The 19,793-nt window shown below is 66.9% G+C and carries 16 protein-coding genes and 1 pseudogene; 8 read left to right on the top strand and 9 right to left on the bottom strand.

The features are described 5' to 3' along the window. Positions 1-3: 3 nt before the first annotated feature. Positions 4-984, bottom strand: coding sequence for a 5-dehydro-2-deoxygluconokinase (gene iolC / locus R2B38_RS44385; protein ID WP_318021500.1), 981 nt, complete (start codon positions 982-984; stop codon positions 4-6). A gap of 208 nt (positions 985-1,192) precedes the next feature. Between iolC and R2B38_RS44390 the strand changes: the two genes are divergently transcribed. After that, the gene (locus R2B38_RS44390; protein WP_318021501.1) at positions 1,193-2,194 is read left to right on the top strand and encodes a LacI family DNA-binding transcriptional regulator; all 1,002 of its coding nucleotides are present in this window, start codon (positions 1,193-1,195) and stop codon (positions 2,192-2,194) included. A 67-nt stretch (positions 2,195-2,261) separates the two neighbouring features. On the opposite strand, the gene R2B38_RS44395 is transcribed toward R2B38_RS44390, so the two are convergent. Genes R2B38_RS44395 through R2B38_RS44405 form a run of 3 tightly spaced genes read right to left on the bottom strand, consistent with a single transcriptional unit; the run spans position 2,262 to position 5,235 of the window. Continuing rightward, on the bottom strand, positions 2,262-3,149 hold the full coding sequence (locus R2B38_RS44395) for an ATP-binding cassette domain-containing protein (RefSeq protein WP_318021502.1): 888 nt from the start codon (positions 3,147-3,149) through the stop codon (positions 2,262-2,264). A 5-nt stretch (positions 3,150-3,154) separates the two neighbouring features. Beyond that, positions 3,155-4,231 carry an ABC transporter permease gene (locus R2B38_RS44400; RefSeq protein WP_318021503.1) on the bottom strand — a complete coding sequence of 359 codons (1,077 nt, stop codon included), beginning with the start codon at positions 4,229-4,231 and terminating at the stop codon, positions 3,155-3,157. Next, positions 4,231-5,235 carry a sugar ABC transporter substrate-binding protein gene (locus R2B38_RS44405; protein ID WP_318021504.1) on the bottom strand — a complete coding sequence of 335 codons (1,005 nt, stop codon included), beginning with the start codon at positions 5,233-5,235 and terminating at the stop codon, positions 4,231-4,233. The genes R2B38_RS44400 and R2B38_RS44405 overlap by 1 nt, the downstream gene beginning before the upstream one ends. A gap of 881 nt (positions 5,236-6,116) precedes the next feature. On the opposite strand from R2B38_RS44405, the pseudogene R2B38_RS44410 reads away from it, so the two are divergent. Then, positions 6,117-7,906: pseudogene (locus R2B38_RS44410) on the top strand (MMPL family transporter); the annotation flags it as partial. Positions 7,907-8,385: 479 nt separating this feature from the next. Here the strand turns inward: R2B38_RS44410 and R2B38_RS44415 are convergent. After that, positions 8,386-9,203, bottom strand: a protein-coding gene (locus tag R2B38_RS44415; protein WP_318021505.1) for an IS5 family transposase whose coding sequence is annotated in 2 segments (ribosomal slippage) — positions 8,386-8,861 and positions 8,861-9,203 — 819 coding nt in all. Because the reading frame shifts where the segments join, the coding sequence is not laid out codon by codon here. 101 nt (positions 9,204-9,304) lie between these two features. Here R2B38_RS44415 and R2B38_RS44420 point away from each other — a divergent pair. The 3 genes from R2B38_RS44420 (at position 9,305) to R2B38_RS44430 (ending at position 12,206) form a co-directional block, all read left to right on the top strand. Further along, positions 9,305-10,549, top strand: a complete 1,245-nt coding sequence (locus R2B38_RS44420) for an IS701 family transposase (RefSeq protein WP_411978546.1) — start codon at positions 9,305-9,307, stop codon at positions 10,547-10,549. A 299-nt stretch (positions 10,550-10,848) separates the two neighbouring features. Next, positions 10,849-11,304, top strand: a complete 456-nt coding sequence (locus R2B38_RS44425) for a hypothetical protein (protein WP_318021507.1) — start codon at positions 10,849-10,851, stop codon at positions 11,302-11,304. A 62-nt stretch (positions 11,305-11,366) separates the two neighbouring features. After that, entirely contained in the window at positions 11,367-12,206 is an 840-nt protein-coding gene (locus R2B38_RS44430; RefSeq protein WP_318021508.1) for a transposase family protein, read from the top strand. A 204-nt stretch (positions 12,207-12,410) separates the two neighbouring features. On the opposite strand, the gene R2B38_RS44435 is transcribed toward R2B38_RS44430, so the two are convergent. The 4 genes from R2B38_RS44435 to R2B38_RS44450 form a co-directional block, all read right to left on the bottom strand. Next, positions 12,411-13,595: an amidohydrolase family protein gene (locus R2B38_RS44435; protein WP_318021509.1), complete on the bottom strand. Its 1,185-nt coding sequence runs from the start codon at positions 13,593-13,595 to the stop codon at positions 12,411-12,413. Continuing rightward, on the bottom strand, positions 13,592-14,740 hold the full coding sequence (locus tag R2B38_RS44440; RefSeq protein WP_318021510.1) for an MAB_1171c family putative transporter: 1,149 nt from the start codon (positions 14,738-14,740) through the stop codon (positions 13,592-13,594). The genes R2B38_RS44435 and R2B38_RS44440 overlap by 4 nt, the downstream gene beginning before the upstream one ends. After that, positions 14,731-15,078 (bottom strand): hypothetical protein, encoded by a 348-nt coding sequence (locus R2B38_RS44445; protein WP_411978547.1) that lies wholly within the window; start codon positions 15,076-15,078, stop codon positions 14,731-14,733. The genes R2B38_RS44440 and R2B38_RS44445 overlap by 10 nt, the downstream gene beginning before the upstream one ends. A gap of 185 nt (positions 15,079-15,263) precedes the next feature. After that, positions 15,264-15,734, bottom strand: coding sequence for a hypothetical protein (locus R2B38_RS44450; protein ID WP_318021512.1), 471 nt, complete (start codon positions 15,732-15,734; stop codon positions 15,264-15,266). A gap of 1,123 nt (positions 15,735-16,857) precedes the next feature. Between R2B38_RS44450 and R2B38_RS44455 the strand changes: the two genes are divergently transcribed. From R2B38_RS44455 to R2B38_RS44465, 3 genes are all read left to right on the top strand, one after another. After that, positions 16,858-17,523 (top strand): winged helix-turn-helix domain-containing protein, encoded by a 666-nt coding sequence (locus tag R2B38_RS44455; protein WP_318021513.1) that lies wholly within the window; start codon positions 16,858-16,860, stop codon positions 17,521-17,523. A 115-nt stretch (positions 17,524-17,638) separates the two neighbouring features. Then, positions 17,639-18,994: a glycosyltransferase 87 family protein gene (locus R2B38_RS44460; protein ID WP_318021514.1), complete on the top strand. Its 1,356-nt coding sequence runs from the start codon at positions 17,639-17,641 to the stop codon at positions 18,992-18,994. Then, positions 18,991-19,779 (top strand): FkbM family methyltransferase, encoded by a 789-nt coding sequence (locus tag R2B38_RS44465; RefSeq protein WP_318021515.1) that lies wholly within the window; start codon positions 18,991-18,993, stop codon positions 19,777-19,779. Before R2B38_RS44460 ends, R2B38_RS44465 begins: the two co-directional genes overlap by 4 nt. Positions 19,780-19,793 lie beyond the last annotated feature (14 nt).

The raw sequence follows: 19,793 nt of genomic DNA on the forward strand, positions 1-19,793 counted from the left end.
TCGTCACGCCCTTTGCTCGGTGGTGGGAGAGGTGGACGAGGTGGAGGCCGTGCGGAGCTTGGCGTCGACCTCGGCCTCGGTGGGCATCGCGTCGGAGCAGGAGAGTCGTCCGGCGACGATCGCGCCGGCCGCGTTGGCGAAGGCGACCGTACGGCGGGTGTCCCAGCCGGACAGCAGGCCGTGGCAGAGCGCGCCGCCGAACGCGTCACCGGCGCTGAGTCCGTTGACGACGTCCACCGGGACCGGCGGTATCTCGACGGCCGAACCGTCGCGGTCGACGGCCAAGACGCCCTTGGGGCCCTGCTTCACCACCGCCAACTCCACCCCGGCGGCGAGCAGTGCCTTCGCGGCGGCGTACGGCTCGCGCTCACCCGTCGCCACCTCGCACTCGTCGAGGTTGCCGACGGCCACGGTGGTGTGGCGCAGGGCCTCGGCGTAGTACGAACGCGCCTGACCTGCGTCCATCCAGAACATCGGCCGCCAGTCCAGGTCGAAGACCGTCGTCCCCGCCTTCGCCCGATGGGCCAGCGCGGCCAGGGTGGCCGAACGGCTCGGCTCCTCGCTCAGCCCCGTCCCGGTGACCCAGAAGATCCGGGCGTCACGGACGGCGTCGAGGTCCAGGTCGTCCGGCTGGATGTCCAGGTCGGGGGCCTTGGGCAGCCGGTAGAAGTACAGCGGGAAGTCGTCCGGCGGGAAGATCTCGCAGAACGTCACCGGCGTCGGCGCGACGTCCGACGTACCCACGAACCGGCTGTCGACGCCGTACCCCTCCAAGGCCGTGCGGACGAAGTCCCCGAACGGGTCCCGGCCCGTCTTCGTGATCACGGCCGCGGAGTGCCCGTAACGGGCCGCGGCGACGGTGACGTTGGTCGGACTCCCGCCCAGGTACTTGCCGAACGACGTGACCTCGGCCAGCCCCACACCGGTCTGGAGCGGAAATACGTCCACCCCTACACGGCCCATGGTCAGCACTTCGAACGGCATCACGCTGGTTTCCCTTACATGCCGGAGACGGAGGCGTACAGGAGTTTCACTGCCGCGCTCTACTAGCGCGCTCTAGTCTGTGTACGATGACTCCTGTCCAAATGTCATGTCAATACCTTGTTGCTGGGAGATTTCAGAGGGCCCGTAGGGTTGGCCGCGGCGGAAGGTGGTTTCACAGGTGGATGCGGCAGGAAAGCAGCGGCCCACGATGGCGGACGTCGCTGCGAAAGCGGGCGTGTCGCGGGCGCTCGTCTCGATCATCTTCCGGGGGCAGCCGGGCGCGAGCGAGGAGACGCGACAGCGGGTGCTGCGGGTGGCCGACGAGATCGGCTACCACCCCGACAGCGCGGCCAGGCTGCTGGCCCGCGGCCGTAGCCGCACGCTCGGCGTGATGTTCACCGTCCACCAGACCTTCCACGCGGACCTCATCGCGGGGATCTACCCCGAGGCCGAACGCCTCGGCTACGACGTCCTGCTCTCCGCGGCGACCCATGGCCGCAGCGAGGCGAAGGCGGCGGAGGCGTTGCTCAGCCACCGTTGCGAGGCGCTGATCCTGCTCGGCCCAGAGGCGGAGGCCGGGTATCTCGACGAACTCGGACGCAGAGCGGCGACCGTCTCGGTCGGCCGCCGAGTTCCCCGCGCCCGCGTGGACTTCGTCCACAGCGCGGAAGGCAAGGGAGTGCACCAGGCCATGGAGCACCTCGTCGAACTGGGGCACCGCCGAATCGTGCACATCGACGGCGGCCGGAGCCCCGGATCGGTCGAGCGGCGGCGTGCCTACCGGGCCTCGATGCGCCGGCACGGGCTGGAGGCCGAGGTGCGGGTCATCCCCGGGGAGCACACGGAGGAGTCGGGCATCGAGTCGGGCCGCCTGTTCCTGGCGGAGCGTGATCGGGGGGAGGCTTTGCCGACGGCGGTCCTCGCGGGCAACGACCGTTGTGCGTGGGGCCTGTTGATGGCCCTGACGCGGGCAGGCGTCGATGTCCCGCGTGATGTGTCGGTTGTCGGGTACGACGACAGTCACCTCTCCCATCTGATGCCGATCGGCCTGACCACCGTCCGCCAGGACGCGACTCTGATGGCGGAACACGCCGTGCGGTTCGCCGTCGAACGGCTGGAGAACCCGGAACTGGAAGCCCGAGAGGCCGTACTGGATCCGAAGCTCGTGGTGCGCGGTACCAGTGGCAAGGCACCGGAGACGTCCGCCTGAGACATCGGCGACCGGCCATGTCCCCCAGCAGTTGGGGCTTTTGACCTTGCCTGCTGGGGACATGCCGCTACAGCGCCGTCAGGTCTCTCGCGTCGGGGAGTTCGTCGACGTCGACGCCGCGGACCTGGGACAACTCGTGTTTGAGTGCGGCGAGTTCGGTGCCGCCGGCCATGTGGTTGGTGAGTTCTTCGAGGGTGATCTCGCTGCGTTCGGCGGAGAGTTCCATGGTACCCAGGCGCAGGACGCTGAAGTGGTCGCCGACCATGTAGGCGTGGTGCGGGTTGTGGGTGATGAAGATGACCCCCAGACCCCGCTCCCGCGCCGCCGCCACGTACTTCAGCACGACACCGGACTGCTTGACGCCCAGGGCGGCGGTCGGTTCGTCGAGGATCAGGACGCGGGCGCCGAAGTAGACGGCGCGGGCGATGGCGACGCACTGGCGCTGGCCGCCGGAGAGGGTGCCGATGGGCTGGTCGAGGTTGTCCAGGACGATGCCCATGTTGCGCAGTTCTTCGTCGGCGGTCTTCTTCATCTTCTCGATGTCGAGGCGGCGGATCGGCCAGGGGCCCTTGGTCATCTCGGAGCCGAGGAAGAAGTTGCGCCACACCGGCATCAGCGGCACGACGGCCAGGTCCTGGTAGACCGTCGCGATACCGCGGTCCAACGCCTGGCGCGGGGTGGTGAAGTGCACGGGCCCGCCGTCGACGAGGAACTCGCCCTCGGTGTGCTGGTGCAGCCCGGAGATGATTTTGATCAGGGTGGACTTGCCCGCGCCGTTGTCGCCGAGGACGCAGGTGACCTGGCCGGGGCGGACCGCGAGGTCGACCCCGTGCAGGGCGCGGACGTTGCCGTAGGACTTGCCCGCGTTGCGGAGCTGGACGAGGGGGTGGTCCCCGTCCGTGGACGGCGTGTCGGTGAGGATCGCGCCGTGGGTGCCGGTCGTGTTGTCGGTCATCGAGGTCACCTCCGGGTCGCGGTGCGCTGCACCCACAGATTGATCATGACGGCGCCCAGGAGCATCACGCCGAGGAACGCCTTGAACCAGTCGGGGTTCCAGCCGGCGTAGACGATGCCCTGCTGGACCATGCCGAACATGAACGCCCCGAAGACCGGCCCGATCGCGGAACCGGCACCACCAGTCAGCAGACAGCCGCCGATCACGGCCGCGGAGATGTAGATCAGCTCCTGCCCGACACCCTCGCCCGACTGCACGGTGTTGAAGGAGAACAGCTGGTGCATCCCGATGAACCAGGCACCGAAACCGACCAGCATGAACAGCGAGATCTTCGTGAACGCCACCGGCACACCCACCGCACGGGCGGAGTCCTTGTTGCCGCCCACCGCGAAGATCCAGTTGCCGTACTTCGTGCGCAGCAAAACCCACGTCGCGATCGCAGCGAACACCAGCCACCACACGATCGTGATCTTCACCTGCACGCCGCCGACATCGAACGACGACGCGAAGACCTTCTTGGCCTGGTCGAAACCGTCCATGGTGCTGATGTCGTCGGTCGCCACGTTCCCCGTAACCAGCTTGGTCACCGCGAGGTTGACGCCCTGCAGGATCAGGAAGCTGCCCAGCGTGATCAGGAAGCTGGGAAGCCCAGTTTTGACCACGAGCCATCCGTTGAGGAAGCCGATTGCCAACGACACAACCAGGGCGGCGATCACACCGACCCATACGTTCATGGTGAGTTGGTAGCTGAGCATGGCCGCGGTGAGCGCGGAGGTGATGACGGCGACGCCGGCGGAGAGGTCGAACTCGCCGCCGATCATCAGCAGCGCGACCGGGAGCGCCATGATGCCGATGGTTGAGGACCCGTAGAGGATGTTCGCCATCGACGCGCCCTCACGCACCGGCGGGGCGGCGATCAGGAAGAACACGTACACCGCTGCCGCGCCGAGGAACACGCCCACCTCGGGGCGGGCCAACAGCCTTATCGCCTGCGGACGTTCGGCCGTGCGGCCGTCAACCTCCTTGGGGCCGGGGGCCGGCGGTGTGGTCACCGCCGGGTCGGCGTGCTGGGTCATACTCATCACCGGGTTCCGTTGGCCGCGAACTTGGCCACGCTGTCGACGTTCGTCTTGTCGATGAAGGCCGGTCCGGTGAGGACGGGCGCGGTGTCGCCGCCGCTGAAGTTGCCGTTGGTCTTGTAGAGCCACAGCGAGTCGACGGCCAAGTAGCCCTGGAGATACGGCTGCTGGTCCACGGCGAATTCGATCTTGCCGTCCTGGACGGCCGCCACCAGGTCCTTGCTGAGGTCGAAGGTGGCGAGCTTGGCCTTGCTGCCGGAGTCGGACAATGACTGGATCGCCGTCAGCGCGATCGGGGCGCCGAGGGTGACCACCTGGTCGATGGAGGAGTCCTGGCTGAGCTTCGCGGTGATGGTCGACTTCACCGACGGCATGTCGGTGCCGTTGACGTAGAGGATGTCGGTCTTGCCGCTGAAGCCTTTCTTCAGACCGGCGCAGCGGGCCTCGAGGGCGACCTGACCCTGTTCCTGGATGACACAGAGGGCGTGCTTGGCGCCGAGTTGGTTGAGGCGTTGGCCGAATGCCTGGCCGGCGATGCTCTCGTCCTGTCCGAAGTACTCGAGCATGCCGAGCTTCTTCCAGTCGCTCACGCCGGAGTTGAAGCCGACCACGGGGATGCCGGCCGACTTGGCCTTGGCCACCACGTCCTTCATGGCGTCCGGCTTGGCGGCGGTGAGTGCGATGCCGTCGACCTTCTGGTCGATCGCGTTCTGCACCAGGTTGGCCTGGTTGCCGGCGCTGGGGTCGCTGGAGTAGACGAGCTTGACGTTGTCCTTGGCGGCGGCGGCCTGGGCGCCCTTGCGGACCAGGTCCCAGAAGGTGTCGCCGGGGGCGGCGTGGGTGATCATGGCCACCGTCATACGCGGGGTGGTGGCCTTGCCGGCCGAGGCGTCCGCACCTCCTCCCTCGGACTTCTTGCCGCCCGAGCTGCTGGAACAGCCGGCGGCGAACAGAGTGCCGACCAGGACGGTGGCGGTGAAAACTGCGGCTCGGTGGTTTCTGCGCATGTCCCTCTGCACCTCGCTGTGCTTGTCAGGGTGGAGTCAGTGGTGGGCTGAAGCGCGTCCCGCGCCGGCGGCCGATGCGTGTTGACCGAGTGGCGAGCGGTGCGTGAGTGCTGTGTACGTGCCGTGCGTGGCGGCTCTTCTTCTGCGGCGGTCGCAGGTGTAGACCGCCTGTTCAGCGACTGGAGCGCTTTAGTAGCGCGCTCTAGTTGGAGAGACTATGAGGCCGACTCTGTGGGGATGTCAACAGCTATGTCAGGACGTACCAACAAAGTGTTCGGAATGAAATTGAGCTGCGGATCCGGTCGCGAGACCAGCAGCGCCGACGACACGAGTGCTCACCCCGATGGGCCGAGCCCTCGATGAGGTCCGCATAGGGACAGCGGCATCTTGGTCGTTCGGGCGTGGCTCCAGGCCTACCGGCGACTCCGGGGCCCAGCTCCTGCTCACCGCAGACTCGGGCGGAAAACAGATGGAGAGCAGACTCAAGTTCCTCACGTGGCCGAACTTCCCGCCTGGCCCCGCACTTCGTGCGCCCCGTCGGTCATGACGGCTGACGGGAGCCTCGCCTCTTCAAGTGGAGGGGGAGCAGAAGCCCCGTCCTGACCGTTCGAGGGCATAGCTTCCGGGACCCCAGCGCGAAGGCTGGTGCAGAACAAGAGACGCGGAAGTGGGCGGATGAAACGGGTTGACGAACTGTCGAATCAACGAGGCGTGATGTCATATCCAGGTCGTATCCGGTGCTCCATTTCAAGGATGGCCAGAGCACGCTGGCTGGTGCATCGACACCAAGGAAGAGTGCCAGCACCAGCACGATGCCTCGCCGCCCCTTGTCCGGTCAGTCTGGTGATCTACCCGAACCCAGACCTGGAGATCCGTTTCTCGTGGCTACCTTCCTGTACCGGTTGGGCCGGACCGCCTTCCGACGGCGATGGCTCGTGACGCTGCTGTGGGTCCTGCTCCTCGGCGCCGCCAAGGCTCCCGCCGCCTCCGGCAGCGGCACATCGTTCATGCCGGGCATCGAGGCGCAGAAGGCTTCCGATCTGATTGGAGAGCGCTTCCCCGGCACGGACGCGAACGGCCCGAGCGCGCGGATCGTGTTCGTCGCACCCGAGGGCGAGAAGGTGACCGCGTCCAGACACCGCGCCGCCATCGACGCACTCGTACACGAGGCCGCCGATGAGCCGGAGGTCGCCGGCGCGGTGAGCCCGTTCACGGCCGACGCGGTCAGCAAGGACGGCTCCACCGCCTACGCCACGGTGAACTTCAAGGTGAAGGGCGCCGATCTCAAGGACGCGGACAAGGCCGCGCTGGAGAAGGCCATCGATCAGGCACGTGATTCCGGTCTCACCGTCGAGGTCGTCGGGATCGCCCTCGCCGCCGTCGTGCTGCTGATCACCTTCTGATCTCGCGGCGGCCAGGCTTCCCCTGCTCACCGCCGTTGTAGGCGTCGGGATCAACACGGCGTCCATCCTGGCCCTGGGCAGCACCCTCGGTCTCTCCCTGACCACCGGGACCCTGGCCTCAATGCTGGGGCTGGCGGTCGGCATCGACTACGCCCTCTTCGTGGTCTTCTGCTACCGGGAGGAGCGGGCGAACGGACTCGATTCGAGTGAAGCGGTCGGCCTGGCCGTCGGCACCGCCGGTTCGGCCGTGGTGTTCGCGGGTCTGACGGTCGTCATCGCGCTGGCGGGCCTGTCGGTGGTCGGCGTCCCGATGCTGACCAAGATGGGCCTGTGCGCGGCGGGAGCCGTGGTCATTGCGGTGCTGATCGCCCTCACCCTGGTCCCGGCCCTGCTCGGGATGTGGCCCGACGCGGTGCTCTTCCGCCGTGTGCGCGAGCGGGGCCCTGTCACCGCCGCGCCATCCACGACCGCGGGCAACGACGATACCCAGAACAGTGGTTCACGGTGGGCGCGGTTCGTTCTGCGCCGCCCGGTGACCGTGCTGGTCGCCGGTGCCGTGGGGCTGGGCGTCCTGGCCCTGCCCGCCGCGCACTTGGAGATGGGCATGCCGGGTGCCGAGTCCAAGCCCGTCTCCTCCACCGAGCGACGTGCCTACGACGCGCTCGCCGACAACTTCGGACCCGGCTTCAACGGGCCGCTGACGATCGTCGTGGACGCCAAGGGCGCGGCCGACCCCAAGGCGGGCCGCGAGCGAGATCGCCGAGAAGATCGGCGACACGAGCGGCGTCGTGTCCGTCTCTCCCGCGCGGTTCAACCCTGCCGGTGACACCGCGCTCTTCTCAGCGGTCCCCACCGCCGGCCCGAACACCGCCGGCCCGAACACCGAGGGCACCAAGAACCTCGTCAAGACCATCCGCTCGGAACGCGCCGATCTCGAAAAGTCAACCGGCGCGACCTTCGAGGTCACCGGCAGCACCGCGATGAACATCGACGTCGCACAGGCCCTTCAGAGCGCCCTCGTGCCCTACCTGGCTGTCATCGTCATCCTGGCACTGCTTCTACTGCTGGTGGCCTTCCGTTCCGTACTCGTGCCCGTCAAGGCCGCCCTCGGATTCCTCCTGTCCGTGCTGGCCGCCCTCGGCGCGGTTGTCGCGGTCTTCCAGTGGGGCTGGGGCGCGAGCCTGCTGGGGGTGGAGCAGCCCGGTCCGATCATGAGCCTGATGCCGATTTTCCTGGTGGGCATCGTCTTCGGCCTGGCCATGGACTACGTCTTCGGATCGCAGGCGGCCAAGCACGGGCTGTTCCACGACGACTACGAGCTCAACAAGGCTGACGGCTACCCAGACGCACACGTGCTGGTCGATGCCGTATCCGAACTGTTCGACACACTCAACGATCCGAAGACGGACCCTGGCCGCTCGCTTGCCAGTCTCCACTTCCCTGTGGGCGGCAAACGGTTCAGGCCCTGCCTGGAAGACGTCATCGAGTTCCTGATCATCGAACGGATTGTGCAGGCCCGGGGCGACTACACCGCGATCCTCGCGGCCGGCCGCGAACGGTTTCGGAAGAACCAGCTGATGGCGGCAATGCGCCGAGACCCCGAGACGGTGGACAAGTTCATCGAGCGCTACCGCACACCGGACGCCGTATAGAAGCCTGTTGCTGAGCATGTTGACAGCATTAGGAATCAGTGGCTCACGCCATATTCGTGGGTGAACTCATAGGTGGTGCTCTCTAAGACGGTGTCCTACGTGGTGAGGCGGACGAGGCGTTTGTAGCAGCAGAGGGCCGCGGCCAGTCCGAGAAACGCCAGGTAGTTGCATGGATGACGCTCGTAGCGAGGGCTGAGTCTGTGGTAGCCGGACAGCCACGACATCGTGCGCTCGATCACCCACCTCCGGCGCCCTAATCGCTCGCTGGATTCGATGCCTTTGCGGGCGATGCGTACTCCGATGCGTTTCCATCGGAGCCATCTGCGCAGGTCGGCGCGGTCGTAGGCTTTGTCCGCGTGGAGGCGCTGGGGCTTGAAGTACCGGCCGCGGTGAGGGTCGTGTCTCGTTTGGTGACCCTCGATCATGGGCTTCAGCCCTTCGCTGTCGTGGGTGTTGCCGGCCGAGACGCCGACGAGGAGGGGCAGTCCGTTCGCGTCCGACAGGACGTGCATCTTGGAACCCGGCTTGCCCCGGTCCACGGGGCTCGGACCTGTGTGTTCGCCCCCTTTTTAGCCCTGACGTGGGCGGTGTCGAGGACGACGCGGGTGACGTCGATGAGCCCGGCGTCGTCGAGGCGGTGCAGCACGGCTTCGTGGAGGCGGCCCCAGACGCCGGCTCTCGACCAGATCAGGAACCGGCGGTGGGCGGTCGACTTCGATATCCCGAAGCAGGGTGGCAGAGCGCGCCAGGCGCAGCCGCTGACCAGCACGTAGACGATCGCGGCGAACAGCGTCTCATCAGGTGTGTCGTGTGTTCCCCCGCCCTGCGGACGCACCTTCGACGGTGGGATCAGCGGCTTCGCCATCTCCCACAGCCCGTCCGGAACAATCCAACTCCACGTACCCCGCCCCATGAACAGACCAACGTCCGCCTCACCACGTAGGACACCGTCTAATACTCCAGTGATAATTCGTGTCCTGAGCTGGTTCTTCTCGTTGTCCGGTCATGGTGGGGATGGCTGAAGTCGAGGGCTGGGCTGCGGAGTTGGAGTTGGTGTTCGCTCGCGTGGGAGGCCGGTTCGGGCGGGCGGATCTGCGGTGGCGGATGCGGGACTACGTACGGGGCCTGCTGGCGCCGGTGGGTCGGAAGAATGGCTGGCAGCTGGCGGAGTACGCCGGCCATCGTGATCCCGCAGGACTGCAACACCTGCTGAACGGGGCCCGCTGGGACGCGGACGCGGTCCGGGACGACGTGCGCGCGTACGTCGCCGAACGACTCGGCCCGGACGGGGTGTTGATCATCGATGACACTGGCTTCATCAAGAAGGGGACCACGTCGGCTGGGGTGTCGCGGCAGTGCACCGGCACCTCCGGGAAGATCGACAACTGCCAGATCGGGGTGTTTGCGGCCTATGCCACCGCGCACGGCCGGGCCCTGGTGGACCGCGACCTCTACCTGCCCAAGTCCTGGACCAAGGACCGTGAGCGGTGCCACCAGGCGAAAGTCCCTGACGACCGGGCTTTTGCCACCAAGGGTGAACTGGCCAAGGCCATGGTCCGCCGCTGTCTGGCAGCCGGGCTCCCGGCGTCCTGGGTGACCGCGGACGAGGCGTACGGCCAGGACTGGTCCTTCCGCCGCCTGCTCGAACAACACGGCCTGGGCTACGTCGTGGCAGTGCCGAAGTCCCAGCAGATCAAGTCCCTTGCCGGCGTCTGGCGCATCGACGAACTCATTGCCGAGGCCCCGGCCGACGCCTGGCAGACCATCTCCTGCGGTGACGGCGCCAAGGGTCCGCGTGTCTATGACTGGGCGGCGGCCAAGCTGCCCGTCAATCTCATCTTCGACCCTGACCCGCCGACCCATCACCGCTGGGTACTGACCCGTCGCAGTCTCTCCGAACCCAGCGAGATCGCCTACTACCTCGCTTACGCACCTGTCGACGCGGGCATCTCCGAACTGGCCCGTGTCGCGGGCTCACGCTGGGCCATCGAAGAGTGTTTCCAGGCCGCGAAGAACGAGTGCGGCCTCGACGAATACGAAGTCCGCCGCTACGTGGGCTGGTACCGACACATCACCCTGGCCATGCTCGCCCACGCCTTCTTGACCGTCCTGGCAGCCCAGGCCCAAGAGGTCGCAAAGGGGGCCGCAGAAACGACACCACCAGCCTCGTCCCCCTCACCGTGGCAGAGATCCGGCGCCTGCTGGACACTTTCCTTCCCCACCCAAGACCCCACCAGGACAGACGCCTCCACGCACTGAACTGGTCCCACTGGCGCAGACACCACCAAGCCACCGCCCGCCACTGCCACTACCAAAGAAGAACCAGCTCAGGACGCGAATTCTCACTGAGATCCGTGCATCGTGAAACGTGCAGGTGAGGTGGGCTGGTGTGCGGGCGAGTTGCCGTGCTCGTGCCGGTCGGCGGCGGGTGTCCATGGTGAAGATCGTCTGCCCTGCCGGCTGAGGCGGTTCTCGGGTTCCGCTGCGCTCGTCTCGGGACCGCTCCTACGATCCGTGACCGGAGCGGTACGCGGTGAGATCGCGGGAGGGTGCAGGGTATGGGAGACCTGGAGCGGATCACCGCTCGCCGGAGCGAACTGGACGCGCTCGCCGAGGAGTTGGCCAGGCAGCAGCATGAAGTCCAGGCCGAGCGGGAGGAACTGCTGGTCGCCGAGCGGGTCCTGAACCGGCTGGCCGAGCAGGACCGGGCCGAAGCGGAAAGCGCCGTGGTCTCCTCCCCGGCGCCCGCCCGGGTGGCGGGAAGGGCGGTCCTGCTGATCCCGCACCGCGGCGAGGGCCTCGACGAGGCCGCACTGCCCGGCGATTACTGCAAGATCCTGGCGATCGTACGGGCCGCGGACCGGCCGGTGCAGGTCAGGACGGTGGGCGAGGAACTGGGACTTGAGACGGCAGTGCGCGGGAAGCTGGAACCGCTGCGCGCGAAGATGACCAGGCTCGCCGATCGCGGCTGGCTGCACAAACGGCCCGACGGACGGTTCGCCGCACGCCGGTAGCCACACCGGGACGGAGAGTCGGGGCGTAACCGGCGTGCCCCCGACGGCAGTTGACGTGTTTCGTGAAGAACGACACCAGCCCCGTCGAGGGCCCTGACGGCTTTGTCTACACCGCCCGCCTGCCGCTGTCGAGCGCCATCCTGAACTACCTCGCCACCGTGATACGCGGCCACTTGAAGAAGATCGGTTCGCGGTGGCGGGCCCTGCCCGCGGGGAAGATCGCCGGCATCGTGCTGGCGGTGCTGCGCTGTGACCAGCGGCCCGGCGACCTCGCCGGCGGGAACGCAGTGCACCGCACCACCATCACCCGGTGGGTGCGGGAGGCCGTCGGCCTGCTCGCCGCCCGCGCCCCGCGCCTGGACCGCGCACTCAAGAAGATCGCCCGAACGGGTGGCGGGGTGGTTCTGCTCGACGGCACCCTGATACGGACCCGGCGGCGCACCGGCACGGCGAACCTGAAGAACTACTCCGGCAAGCACAAATGCCATGGCCTGCTGGTGATCGCGCTCACCGACGACCGGGGCCGCCTGCTGTGGGTCTCGGCGGCCCACCCCGGACGATCTTCGGAGATCACCGCCTGCCGCCACGACCAGCTCACCGCGAAACTGCGGGCGGCCGGGCTCGACGCCATCGCCGACCTGGGCTTCGTCGGCCTCGACGACAGCGGCCCGGACACCGACCCGACGGTGATCACCGGCTACAAGGCCGCCCGTAACCGGCCCCTGACCCGAGGGCAGAAACTGTCCAACAAGGCACTGGCCGCTGTCCGGGCGCCGGTCGAGCACGGCTTCGCCCATCTCAAGAACTGGCGGGTCCTCGGCAAGGTCCGCACCGACCCGAAGTGGGCGACCATCCTGGTCAGGGCCCTGCTGGTCCTGACGAACCGCGGAGCCTCCCGATGACCGACGATCTTCACCGAAGTCATCCACCCGCGACCGGCACGAGTATCGCGAACCCCGCGCACACCAGACCCGCGACCTGCAACTTCACGATGCACACTGCTCAATGGAGTGCTAATTATTGGCTGCGGAGCCGTTCCTGGGCGCTCACCGTCGACCTTGGGGCCTGTCCGGAACCTCATTCAGGACAGACCCCTCCACAACCCTTCAATTCATGACCGAGCGGCCTGCACTGAAGACGTGTTGAACCCGGCGGAGGGAGCCCAACTCTGTCAGTGGATTTCCGTCGACGACGATGAGGTCGGCGCGCATTCCGGGAGCCAGGACACCGGTATCGGACAGTCCGAGCGCGTGGGCGGGGTTGACGGTGGCCATGTCGAGAATCTCGGCATTTTCGAAGCCGAGCGAGGCGAAGAACTCAAGCATGCCTACGTAGTCGCCGAACCGCGCCCCTGGTACGCCTGCGTCCGTGCCGGCGATGAACCGGACACCGGCCTCGCGCATCTCCTGAATGAGTTCGATCATCGCCTTGGCGCGTTCGGGCCCCATCTGTTCGAGGAACAGCTGCCAGTCCCCGGAGACACAGCGGCAGACGGAAATGTCGTTGTCGACGATACCTTGGGTGATCGCGGGGTCGTAGACGATGCCCTCTGCGGTGCGCCAGGAACAATGTTCAATGGTTCGGACGCCGGCCGTCACACAATGACCAATGGTCTCGGTGCCGTGAGCGTGAGCAGCCACTCCCAATCCATGGTGTGCCGCTTCCTCGACGATCAGGCGCAGTTGGCGGGCGGTGAACTGTGCCTCCCACATGCGTGGACCCTTCGGGGTGAGCGCGCCACCCGAGGCCATCACCTTGATCACGTCGGCGCCGGATGCCGCGTTGCGGGCGATCTGTTCCCTGATGTCGTCGTCCGTGGTCACTTCACCACCGAGAAAGCCGCAATGACCGCCGGGGGAGGTCAACGGTGCAGTCGCCGCGATGACACGGGGCCCGACGACGGCCCCGGAGTCGATGGAGGAACGCAACGCGACGGTTAGCCCGTCACGGTCCCCGAGGTCCCGTACGGTCGTCACCCCAGCGGCCAGTAGCTGCTGGGCGCGTTCTGCAATGGCGGTGGAGAGTTCGCGGGGGTCGGCGTCCGTCACCGCACTGATCGGGTCCGGACCCGCGTCAAAGGCAAGGTGGACATGGCAGTCCATCATTCCGGGCAGCACTGTCGCTCCCGGACACCTCAATCGAGGAATGTGCGCATCCACCGATGCGTCCAACTCGGCGGCGGTGCCGACGGCGCCGATGATGCCGGATTCGACGAGCACAGCGCCATCGACGGTCACCTGACTCGCCGGCCCGACGATGACACGATCTGCGGTGATCAGTACTTTCTTCACGAATTCCTCTCGTGCAACGCGTGCGATATGGCGATGAGTTCACGGGCGTCGGCGTTCAGGTCATTCCCGACAGGTGCTGCGATGCGAGCGGCAGACAACTCGGTGTGTGGCGACTCGGCGGGCGGTTTCACCGCCAGTGCCTCAGTGATGTGCCGAGCGAGTCGGTCGGCCGGCCCATGCGCGAGATCGGTGTCGGGCGCGACGCGCGTCAGGTAAGGGCTCAGGCGTACCAGTCCGTCGCGGCATTCGATGAGTCGACGATAGAACCGCTGCTCGTGAGTGCGAAGCCGGTGGAGGCGGCGCCACTTGGAACCGGCCGTCTCACGGTTCAGGACGAGCTCCGGGTAGGCGGTGGTGAGTGCCGTCCACAGGGGCGCGAGCTCCTGGTGCATACGGCGGTGGTGCACGATCGATCGCAGGCGGGTAATCAGTTGCACGGAGGCCGAGTAACAGACTCCGATGAGCACGATTGCCATGGCCCAGTTGGCGACGGACCAGTTCACCGAGTTGAAGTCCTCGTGCGACTGGGGCTTGTCGATACGCAGAACCACCAGGATGGTTCGGTTGACTGAGGTGATTGTCAGTCCGAAGAGTCCCAGGGCCATGGTTCGCAAGCCGAGTCCGAGATGCCGGGACGCTCTCCGCGCGTAGCGCCGGGCCCAGAACGCGGAGGTCAGGTACACGTAGACGAAGTAGGCATTGCCGATGATGTAGAAGGAGGCAATGGCCGGCTCCGCCATGTGCGGGGTGCCCAACGTGTGATCGCGCATCGTCGCGGGTGTGGCGAGCATGGAGATCATCAGGGCGATCAGGACGCCGACCAGAAGGCCGACGTTGATCTGCAGCTGACGCCGGAATACGGTGCCCGTGCCGCGCGCGGAGGAGTTGAAGAACAGGAGGAGGGCGCACAGACCAGATACGTAAACCCCGTTGAATGCCACCTTGCCGACACCGACAGCCGTGGCCGCGTCGATTGCTTCGTTGACCTTTGGAAGACTGAGGACTTCTCCACCAGCAAGCATGACCAGGGCCGCGACAAGGAAGCGCAGGACCCTGTCGTGCGGGGCGCGTAAGAGGTCGATGCCCTTCCACAGCACCCCGATGGCCAGCAGCGTGATCAGAGGTAATTGGAACATCAGGTCCATCCCCAACGGGGATTCAGTGCGGAACGCAGGGGACCGAGAGCCGGGTCTTCGGGCGCGCGGGGGGTGACGTAGTCGATGACGACCGCCCATTCCTGGATGATCGTCGCCACCAGTTCGGCCTCGCGTTCGTAATCTTCGGTGTAGCAGGTGCGTCGAAAGCCGCGCGTGGTCAGGTCCTGCGGGAAGTCCGGTCCGAGGTCGGGGAGATCCTCGCCCATGTCACCGTCATCCTGGTGATCTGCGATGATGTGGCCCACCTCGTGCAGGATGATGTGATCCTGATGAACTCGGGTGGTTTCCTCCTGATAGAAAATCACATCCTCATGCACCCGGGACATCCAGAGTCCGAATGGGCCCGGGACCGGAAGACTCCAGGGAATCAGTCGGATGGGTTTGCTCTGATGTTCGCCCAGTCTGCTGCATAACTCATCGACACGCAGGGGTGGTTGAATGTCGAGTTTCTGGAGCAGATTTCTGCAGCGCCGACGGAGTTCACGTTCTCGTACGACCACGGTTTCCTTTCTCATTCATCAGTGCCGCGATCGACGGCGCTGTCCTGGTCGAGGATCGCAATCATCTTCAGCAGTTGCCTGCGCATTGCGGGGGTCATCTCTCCCGCCCGCATCGCGATCGCCCGCACTTGATGATCGGCGAGCCGCCGCCGCAACAGCTCATCCTCGGGGTCTTCTTGCGCGACCAGCCACGGCAACGTGACGGACGGCATCCCTGGCGGACGGTGGTCGTCGAAGAACTTGGCAAGGCCCTCCAGCACACTCAACGTCGGGTTGGTGTGAGACCCGTTGCGGAGCATGGCCAGATAACTCCGGGACAGCGTTGTCGGATGTGACGGGTCGGCGGTGACCGCCTTGGCCACATCGGCTGTGGAGTACTCGCGTTGCCTGCCGTGGGCATCGGTCCATCGCGCCGTGGCGAACAGGGAGTTCAGACGCTCGGCCAGTGATCCCTGCTGTTCCTGGTCACCTTCTGGCTTCATGTGCGAACGCTCCTCGCGCCAGTCCGACTTCCTGTGCCTGCGGGATGGTTCAACCGTCGTCGTCGCACGGTGTCACATATTAGAGCGTATCCCATTTCTGTTGACGTCAACCGCCGTGTGATGCCAATATTTTGGACTCCTTGCCAAGTTCTAGGACCGGTGGAGCCGGTACGGCGGGCATTGCCTGCCGCACACAGCTGCCCCCAGCCATAGGTATGGAGGCACTTCAACACCTGTATGAGCAACTCCGTACTGGCGGTACGTGCCAGAAGCCGGGCACTTCGCGATGCGTGCCGCCTGCCGTACGGCCACCCCGTTGCATATCGGCAGGAGGACGACTATGGGCCATGCCTCAGGCATGCACCGAGGTTCACAGACGGTGGCTGGGCTACCGCCGGACGGCGCCAGGCACATGCGGCCTTTCCTGCCGAGGCCGGCTGCTCGCCGTCGCCGACCGCATCAGCCCTCGTCCGGGTGGTGGGGAATGCCTGCTCGAAGGGTCGGCCATGGCACGGCGGCGGATCTCGGCCATACGGATCGGCTCGTACCGATCGAGCACATGCCAACAGTCCGCGCAGGTGCGGCGCTTGCCGACGAACCCATGAGGATCCTTGCGGTCGTTCACGCGCATCCGGTCGCGTAGGGATTCAGGCAGCGGCGGGCGGACGACTCCGCATCGGGGTCAGGCAATTCGTGACCGCATACCGACCTGGGCCGACAGGTTCACGCTTACCGAGGGCCGCGAACATCGGATCGGCGCCGACGGCACAGTCCCGCACTGCCCGAGCCGTCGGACGGACGGCCCCGCGCCCTGTTCTGCCGCACAATCACCGCCACCTGTTTCGTCGCGGTGACTCCTGCTCAATGTGCCTCTGACCGATAAGTGCTGTTCAGCATGCCTGGGCCGTAGGCGGTTCCATGAACTGTGAACTGCGAAAAGTAGCGCTGAGGAGAAAACGAAGTGGTTTGCCTGCGCCTGACAGTTGAGGACCTTTCCCGCGTCCGCTTTGTCGGCTCCCTCGGACCTGATCTCGAAGCACGGTTCGCCGAGATCAGATACGAGGACGTACGACCAGACGAGTTCGCGGAGTGGCGTATGAAGGTGCGGAGGAAGTTGCGCCGAGTGCCCGTTCCCAGCGCGATCGGCGCCGACGCTCCGCACCGGACTCCGACCCTGGTGGCACGTGACACCCATGCGCACCGCTTCAGTTCAGCGGCCTTGGAGCCTTTCTGGGGGCGTATAAGGGACTACCTGGAACTGGAACGTGAGGCGCGAGGCCGTGACATCCTCTCCGGCGGTGTGGACAGCGTCCTCAACGAGCTTCACCCTTCGATCAGTTGGCGTGCTCCCTTCCTCCGGGTAGGCGACGAACAGGGGGGAGGGAATACCGAACTTCTCGGGGAGGGCTTGGTCATCGCCCCGTCGCTCTTCGCGCCGGCTCCGACAGTCCTGGATACGGACACAGGTAGACAGGGCGCTCCCGTTCTCGTCTACAACGTCACGCCGACCGGTGATTCTCTGGCTGGACTCTGGCAGCAGCGGGAAGAGGATCGTGCCGCCACTCTGAGCGACCTTCTCGGCCATACGCGCGCGAACGTGCTGGAATCCTTACGCTCGCCCAGCTCCATCGGCGAGATATCGCGCCGCCTCGGTATCTCTCACCCCTCCGTGAGTAAACATCTGGGCATCCTGCGCAAGTCCGGCTTGGTCGCGGCAGAGCGCAGGAACAACCTGACCATGCATCACCTGACCCACCTCGGTGCGGCGGTTCTCGGCCGACGAGACTGACTGCGGCTCGGGAAAAGGCAGTTGGCGGCGGCCCGGGGTAGGGAGAACCGGAAGGACAGGTCTCGACCTAGCTGTCATGACCTGGCTGGTTCGGCAGGGCTGCAATGACTCTGTGATGGTTATCCGGCTTGAGAAGACGGTCGCAGGACGGGCATTCACCACTCCTGGCCAGGGGAATCCGAGACTGTGGTGGGCTGTCGGGTGGTGCCTGGCCGCCGTCTGGGCACTGGGATTCCCTCTGGTCTCCCATCTGCACACCCACCGTGTCTGGGGCCTGAGCGCGGCGATCGGGTACGGATGCGCGGCGATCGCGGCCTGCCGGCTGCCGTGGCCCCGCGCCCGTACGGCCTCGCTGGTGTGCGCGCTCGCGGGAGCGGTCGTCGTGCCCCTGACGTACCTCGTGCTGACCGGCGCTCAACAGAGCGAGGTCGGTGTGATCGAGCGTTCCGGGGCCCTGATGCTGCATCAAGGCACGCCCTACTTGGCGCATCCGCACGAGGCCGTCGAGTACACGCCGTATCTGCCGGGCATGGCCCTGTTCGGCATGCCTCGCGCTCTGCTCGGCGCAGATCACGGAGCGCTGAGTCTCCTGGGCGACGCACGCGTCTGGTGCGCCCTCGTTCTTCTCGGCTGTCTTGAGGCCGGGCGCCGGGTGCTGAACACGCCCGGCCCGGCTCGTCCGCCGCGAGACGGCCGGCTTCCGTACGGGACAGCGCTTTCGCTGCTGATCGCTTCGCCTCTGGTCGCGCTGCCGTTGTGCGTCAGCGGCGTGGACCTTCCGCTGACCGGCCTGTGCTGTCTTGCTCTGGCCTGTGCCGCGCGAGACCGACCGGTGGCGGCGGGGCTGGCGCTGGCGGCGGCCTGTTCGCTCAAGTGGACCGCGTGGCCCGCGGTCGCCGTCGCCGTCGCGCTGCTCGGCTGGTCCTACGGCAGGCGGGCGGCAGTACGTGGCGCGGTCACGGCCACGGCCGGGACGGCGCTTCTGATTCTGCCCAGCGCGCTGCTGGCGCCCCGCGCGATGGTCGAGCAGGTCCTGGCCTTCCCCACCGGCATGGGCGGCGTGGCGACTCCGGCGGACAGCCCGCTGCCGGGCCGGCTGCTCGCGGATCTGGGACCGGTCGGCTGGTACGCAGCCGTCGGACTGCTGTTGCTCGGCGCCCTCACCGTCGGTGCCTCGCTGCTGTTGAGGCCTCCGACCGGGCTGGTCTCCGCCGCGCAACGCCTCGCCGCGGGCCTGTGCGTCGGCTTTCTGCTGGCACCCGCCGGGCGGTTCGGCTATCTCGCGCTGCCGATCGTTCTCGTGGTGTGGACCCGGCAGGCCGCGCCGGAGCGCGCCACACGGGTGGTCCGGCCGCACGCTGTCAGCCGGCGATCGGGCGTGGACGCTCCTCGCTCGGATACCGCAAGGCCGCGCGGTGTCGTCGGTACGACGACCGCTGCGGGCTCGGCGACCGCAGGAGGAAGCCGATGACCCCGCGTCGGTCCGGCTCAGGGCATGACGGCTGGTCCGGGGGAGCACTGGCGCCTTCCGCGTGGCGTGCGTCCGGTGCGGCTGCCGCGCTCACCTGGTCGGCACGCCGCATGACCTGGGTCGAGGACGAAGTGGCAGGCGTCGCGGAGTTCGTACGGCCTGGGGACGTGTGCCTGGACATCGGTGCCGAATACGGCCTCTACACCTGGGTGCTGTCTGCGCTTGTCGGCCCTTCGGGGAGGGTGCACAGCGTCGAGCCGCTGCCCGGGCCGGCTCGCTGGCTCCGTGCGGCCTCGCGGGTCCTGGGCAGCGGCAACGTGACGGTCCATCGCAACGCCCTCGGCGCCCGCGCGGGCCACGGCGAACTGAGCCTGCCCCGCAGGTGGGGGCTTCCCGTCCACGGCCGCGCCTACCTCGTCGAGGGAACCGACGGCCCGGGACCGAACGCGGAGTTCAGTACCGCCCGCTCAGTGCCCGCACCGGTCCGCACGCTGGACGAACTGGTGCGGAGCGAGGGAATCGAGAAGGTCGGTTTCGTGAAGGCCGACGTCGAAGGAGCCGAATCCGGTGTCCTCGACGGCGCGCACCAGACCCTGCTCACCCATCGACCCCCGTTGCTGCTTGAGGTCGAGGACAGGCATCTGCGCAAGTACGGAGCCCGGCCCCGCGATGTCCTGCGGCGCCTTCAGACCTACGGCTACCGACCGCACCGCTGGCGGGCGGGCCGGTGGGTCGATGTGCCGCAGGTCGGCGACGACTGCCGCAACTACCTGTTCACGATCTGACCGCCCACGACCGA

Source organism: Streptomyces sp. N50 (assembly GCF_033335955.1).
In the GTDB taxonomy this organism is placed as follows: Bacteria; Actinomycetota; Actinomycetes; order Streptomycetales; family Streptomycetaceae; genus Streptomyces.